This window comes from Citrobacter sp. wls757 (assembly GCF_005280935.1).
GTDB lineage: Bacteria > Pseudomonadota > Gammaproteobacteria > Enterobacterales > Enterobacteriaceae > Citrobacter > Citrobacter portucalensis.
On sequence record NZ_SZWU01000016.1, the window covers coordinates 25,810 to 31,068 of the forward strand.

Consider the following 5,259-nt stretch of genomic DNA (forward strand, 5'->3'; position numbering starts at 1 on the left):
ACCAGAAGGTTACTTCTTAATACCCATCTCGTCTTCCAGCCAGGCTTTAAATTCGGCGCCGAGAGTATTATGGCGAATACCATATTCAACGAACGCCTGCATATAGCCCAGTTTATTACCACAGTCATGGCTTTTGCCCTTCATGTGATAGGCTTCAACCGTCTCTTTTTCAATCAGCATATCGATAGCATCTGTCAGCTGAATTTCATCACCCGCTCCCGGAGGGGTTTTAGCCAGCAGAGGCCAGATATCGGCACTAAGAACGTAACGACCCACAACGGCCAGATTAGAAGGCGCAACATCAGCTTTTGGTTTTTCAACCACGCCAACCATCGGAACGCTTTCGCCCGGGGATAATTCAACGCCTTTACAATCAACAACGCCATAAGCTGTAACATCTTCTACCGGTTCAACCATAATCTGGCTGCTACCTGTTTCATCAAAACGATGAATCATTTCGGCAAGGTTGTCGCGGGATAAATCAGATTCGTATTCGTCAAGAATTACGTCCGGCAGGATTACAGCTACCGGTTCATCGCCAACCACAGGGTGCGCGCACAATACCGCGTGGCCCAGACCTTTAGCCAGCCCCTGACGCACCTGCATAATAGTCACATGTGGCGGACAAATAGATTGCACTTCTTCCAGAAGCTGGCGTTTTACACGTTTTTCCAGCATCGCTTCAAGTTCAAAGCTGGTATCAAAGTGGTTTTCAATAGAATTTTTAGACGAGTGAGTTACAAGTACAATTTCAGTGATGCCCGCAGCAATACATTCGTTTACGACGTACTGAATTAATGGCTTATCAACCAACGGTAGCATCTCTTTCGGGATTGCTTTCGTAGCCGGTAACATCCTGGTTCCTAATCCCGCAACCGGGATAACGGCTTTTTTGACTTTTGAATTAAGGGCAGCCATTTAAAACTCTCCTGGACTGTTCATGTATTGAACGTGTTCATCATTCTGTATCGCATCCGAGTATATCAGTACAGCGACAAGCTTCTGGTCTGAAAAGGACGCGCGTCGGTATAATTAAGATAAATACGAATATAACTGGCGCTGATAGTAGCACTCACAGCATGGGGAGGGTGAACCAATTTCATTTACACGCCTCTCAATTGTTCATTCTGCAGACAACATCAAGCGCAGGCGACCTCCCGCCCCCCAAATTTGGCATTGCCATGACTCACAATGTTGGCTCAGTTGATTAAGATACGTATTACCTAAGGTACCCAGCGGAACGCCATTGCTGATTTGCACTTGGTGGGAACCTGTATTTAATGTCGCATTCAGCCCTGCCGATACCAGAATCAGATTTTTTAATCCGCTGTGGTAATACCCCACCAGCAAGGGAAACTGCCCTGGTAAATTGGCTTGCCGCAACAGATGATTTACCTGTTTCAATAACGTACCTAGCTCTGGCAACCGTTGATTTTGTTGTGTCAGTTGCTCCTGCAGTAAACCATTAAATAGCGCTCGCAGTAATAATGCAGCCAGCACGCCATTATCCCCTGCCCGCGTCACATCAAGGCAATAGAATGCAAGGTCATGATCCGACAGCGGCGCAATATCCAACACCAGCCCCGGTTGGTCGGCTGCCACCAATTGTCGATAGTTAACGCGACAGTGCGAAATCACTTGCGACACCGGAGGCTGTAATTCTTTTAGCAACTTCGCAGCAGCAGCAGGATCGTCCACCATCGCATCCCAGTCGCGAAACAGCCGCTCCTCTTCTTCCACGCGTGAATTAAACATGTTGGGATAAAGACATGCAAAGACGGTTTCTCGCAAGCGATTAAGGTCTTTCACCGGCTTCAACAGGACGTCATCCACACCGAGTCGTAGCGCTTTGGCTATGTCGGACATGTTTTCCGTCGCAGAAATCACCAGTATGGGGGTCTGATCGCCACGATTGCGTAAATACTCAACCAGTTTGAGACCGTTCATTCTTGGCATAGCCAGGTCGCAGATCATCAGGTCGGGTTTAAAATGCCCAAGCAAGTCCAGTGCTTCAAGTCCGTCACCAGCTACCGCCGTTGTCGCTCCCAAAGAGGAAAACCATGAGTCCATGAGTGAGCGAAATACCGGCTCATCCTCAACGATAAGAATCTGTTTTCCGACCAATGGCTGCGTCATATTCTCCCCCCTGACTGGCTTTAATAAATAGTGGCATGCTATTGCCACTCACGCCTGTCAGAATTAGCTTAAGTGTTGATAAAAAATGCGTTAGACGTTGGTTTTCACCAGGGGTAGAAGCTCATCCATTTTCTTCTCGACCGCTAACTGCCCGGCAGCAATTGCCGCACTGGCGCGGTGAAAATCCAGCGTGGATATTTGTGGACAAAACGGCTGAATCAGAATGTCTGGAGGGTCACCGGCCATGCGGTTACGTTTCAGTCGGTTTTCCAGAACCTGAATAGACGTCGTCATGATCTCCATCGCCGTAGGCGCAGTTACTGCACGCCTGGCCGTAATGTTGCTCAAGCGTTCTTTCAGACGGGCATGCCATGAGAGTTCGTCAGCATCATCACCCGATTCGGCATCGCTATTGACGTTGAAGGAGAGTAAATCTTGTTGCATGAGATGCGCATCGTGTTGCAGGTCGACCGCTATAACAATATCGGCCCCCAACGCGCGAGTCAGGGAGACAGGGACAGGATTCACCACCGCACCATCGACCAGCCAGTAACCATTGTGCGCCACAGGTGACATCAAGCCAGGAATACTGCAGGAGGCCCGGACAGCCAGATGTAAATCACCTTCGGTGAACCAAAGTTCCCGACCCGTACTCAGATTGGTAGCCACTGTTGCGAAACGGCGAGTACATTGCTCAATTGCTTCTACCGGCATCACATTACGGTACTGATTGAATACCCGTTCACCGCGCAGTAAACCTCCCCTGCGCCACGAGAGATCCATCAACCGTAAAACATCCCAATAGCTGAAAGAACAGACCCACTTTTCGAGAGCAGGCAGCTTATTGCAGGCGTAGGCAGCGCCAACCAACGAACCGATGGAGCACCCTGCCACGATATCAACATCAATACCCATATGCTTAAGGGCTTTGATAACGCCAATATGCGACCAACCTCGCGCCGCGCCGGAACCTAGCGCCAGCCCAATTTTTATTTTTCTCATTATACGTACAAACTTCCCCTGGCTTGCAGACGTAGCAACATCGCTACCGCTCAGTTAACATAGTGCCACTCTGGCGTTTTTACGCCGTTTTTATATTCCAGGGAGTACTTTGTGTCTCAGCTTTGTCCCTGTGGTAGCGCTGTCGAGTATAGCCTATGTTGCTACCGTTATGTGTCCGGCGCGCAAGTAGCACCTACGCCGTCACACCTCATGCGTTCTCGTTACTGTGCTTTTGTGATGAAAGACGCAGATTACCTTATCAGGACCTGGCATCCGGATTGTCATGCGGCCGAGTTTCGCGACGACATTATCGCAGGATTTACTCATACCGAATGGCTTGGACTGACCGTTTTTGAACAAGAAACGGCAGACACAGAAAATATCGGCTATGTCAGTTTTGTCGCGCGGTTTTCTGAACAAGGTAAAACAGGTGCAATTATCGAGCGCTCTCGTTTTTTAAAAGAAAACGGTCAGTGGTACTATATTGACGGTACACGCCCTCAAATTGGACGAAACGATACCTGCCCTTGTGGCTCAGGTAAAAAATTTAAAAAGTGCTGCGGCTAATCAACGCCCGACAGTATCAATTTTGCAAACATTCTCAACAGGATCACCGCTGCAAATGCATTCATTACAACGAAAAGTGCTGCGTACTATTTGCCCGGACCAAAAAGGTCTGATCGCGCGCATTACGAATATCTGTTACAAGCATGAACTGAACATCGTGCAGAACAATGAGTTTGTGGACCACCGTACCGGACGCTTTTTTATGCGCACCGAACTGGAGGGCATTTTTAACGACGTCACGCTGCTTGCCGATCTGGACAGCGCCTTACCTGAAGGCTCGATTCGTGAATTAACCCCAGCAGGCCGCCGCCGCATCGTCATTTTGGTCACCAAGGAAGCGCATTGCCTGGGCGATTTATTAATGAAGGCCAACTATGGCGGGCTGGATGTTGAAATCGCCGCGGTGATCGGCAATCACGAGACCTTGCGTCCTCTGGTTGAACGGTTTGATATTCCGTTTGAGCTGGTGAGCCATGAAGGTTTAACACGTGAAGAACATGATGAGAAAATGGCTGATGCTATCGACGCCCACCAGCCGGACTATGTCGTGCTGGCTAAATACATGCGCGTTCTGACCCCGACATTTGTTTCACGCTTTCCGAATAAAATTATCAATATTCACCATTCATTCCTGCCAGCATTCATTGGTGCTCGTCCGTACCATCAGGCTTATGAGCGTGGCGTGAAGATCATCGGCGCGACGGCCCACTACGTGAATGATAACCTCGATGAAGGCCCAATCATTATGCAGGACGTGATCCATGTTGATCACACCTACACCGCCGAAGATATGATGCGCGCGGGTCGCGACGTTGAAAAAAATGTATTAAGCCGTGCGCTGTATCAGGTTCTGGCTCAACGCGTCTTTGTTTACGGTAACCGAACGATTATTCTGTAATCGATTGATAAGTTAATTGGTTACCTTTACATCTTTACGTGTAAAAATCAGGCAACCAGTTCTTTTTTATCAACGGAATGCTTTACAGGGGCGCATCATTTGATATGATGCGCCCCGCTTCCAACGGAAGCAGGCCAGTAATTAGCATTACCCCGTGGTGGGGTTCCCGAGCGATCATAAGGGAACTGACTGCAAATCTGCCGTCATCGACTTCAAGGTTCGACTCGAGCGATAGTGAGAGAACGTTGCCGCAGGCAACGGCCCGAAGGGTGAGGAGCTTTAGCTCCGAATAATCCTTCCCGCTATAGAATGCAAGCAGCATAATGAATTTACCCTGTGGTGGGGTTCCCGAGCGGCCAAAGGGAGCAGACTGTAAATCTGCCGTCATCGACTTCGAAGGTTCGAATCCTTCCCCCACCACCATTCATTCCTGTAGATTCATAAAATTAGTATACCCCTGGTGGGGTTCCCGAGCGGCCAAAGGGAGCAGACTGTAAATCTGCCGTCATCGACTTCGAAGGTTCGAATCCTTCCCCCACCACCATCACTTCATAAAGCACCAACAGCAAATCAATCTCTAATGCCCCATATTCCACCCATGCGGGAAGGATGAGAAGTTTCGACTAAGGTTCGATTCGAGCGTAGCGAGAAAGCGT

5 protein-coding genes, 2 tRNA genes and 1 other RNA gene are annotated in these 5,259 nt (G+C 49.1%); 5 read left to right on the forward strand and 3 right to left on the reverse strand.

The features are described 5' to 3' along the window. Positions 1-9 precede the first annotated feature (9 nt). The 3 genes from galU to rssA all read right to left on the reverse strand — a co-directional run bounded on the left by galU (position 10) and on the right by rssA (position 3,138). Complete coding sequence (gene galU / locus FDW94_RS04390) at positions 10-918, reverse strand: UTP--glucose-1-phosphate uridylyltransferase GalU (protein ID WP_003020727.1); 909 nt, start codon at positions 916-918, stop codon at positions 10-12. A gap of 204 nt (positions 919-1,122) precedes the next feature. Beyond that, a complete protein-coding gene (rssB, locus tag FDW94_RS04395) occupies positions 1,123-2,136 on the reverse strand; it encodes a two-component system response regulator RssB (protein WP_008784955.1) in 1,014 nt (337 codons plus the stop codon). Positions 2,137-2,226: 90 nt separating this feature from the next. After that, positions 2,227-3,138, reverse strand: a complete 912-nt coding sequence (rssA, locus tag FDW94_RS04400; RefSeq protein WP_008784956.1) for a patatin-like phospholipase RssA — start codon at positions 3,136-3,138, stop codon at positions 2,227-2,229. A gap of 111 nt (positions 3,139-3,249) precedes the next feature. Here rssA and FDW94_RS04405 point away from each other — a divergent pair, with 111 nt between their 5' ends. The 5 genes from FDW94_RS04405 (at position 3,250) to FDW94_RS04425 (ending at position 5,147) form a co-directional block, all read left to right on the forward strand. After that, positions 3,250-3,705 carry a YchJ family protein gene (locus FDW94_RS04405; protein WP_008784957.1) on the forward strand — a complete coding sequence of 152 codons (456 nt, stop codon included), beginning with the start codon at positions 3,250-3,252 and terminating at the stop codon, positions 3,703-3,705. 55 nt (positions 3,706-3,760) lie between these two features. Next, positions 3,761-4,603, forward strand: a complete 843-nt coding sequence (purU, locus tag FDW94_RS04410) for a formyltetrahydrofolate deformylase (RefSeq protein ID WP_071446258.1) — start codon at positions 3,761-3,763, stop codon at positions 4,601-4,603. 167 nt (positions 4,604-4,770) lie between these two features. After that, positions 4,771-4,913: non-coding RNA, RtT sRNA (locus tag FDW94_RS04415), on the forward strand. 28 nt (positions 4,914-4,941) lie between these two features. Further along, positions 4,942-5,026, forward strand: a tRNA-Tyr gene (locus tag FDW94_RS04420). 36 nt (positions 5,027-5,062) lie between these two features. Further along, positions 5,063-5,147 (forward strand) — tRNA-Tyr (locus FDW94_RS04425). Positions 5,148-5,259 lie beyond the last annotated feature (112 nt).

Coding starts and splice junctions, on each gene's coding strand:
- rssA (WP_008784956.1), bottom strand. CDS start 3,138: ATGAGAAAAATAAAAATTGGGCTGGCGCTAGGTTCCGGCGCGGCGCGA.
- purU (WP_071446258.1), top strand. CDS start 3,761: ATGCATTCATTACAACGAAAAGTGCTGCGTACTATTTGCCCGGACCAA.
- galU (WP_003020727.1), bottom strand. CDS start 918: ATGGCTGCCCTTAATTCAAAAGTCAAAAAAGCCGTTATCCCGGTTGCG.
- rssB (WP_008784955.1), bottom strand. CDS start 2,136: ATGACGCAGCCATTGGTCGGAAAACAGATTCTTATCGTTGAGGATGAG.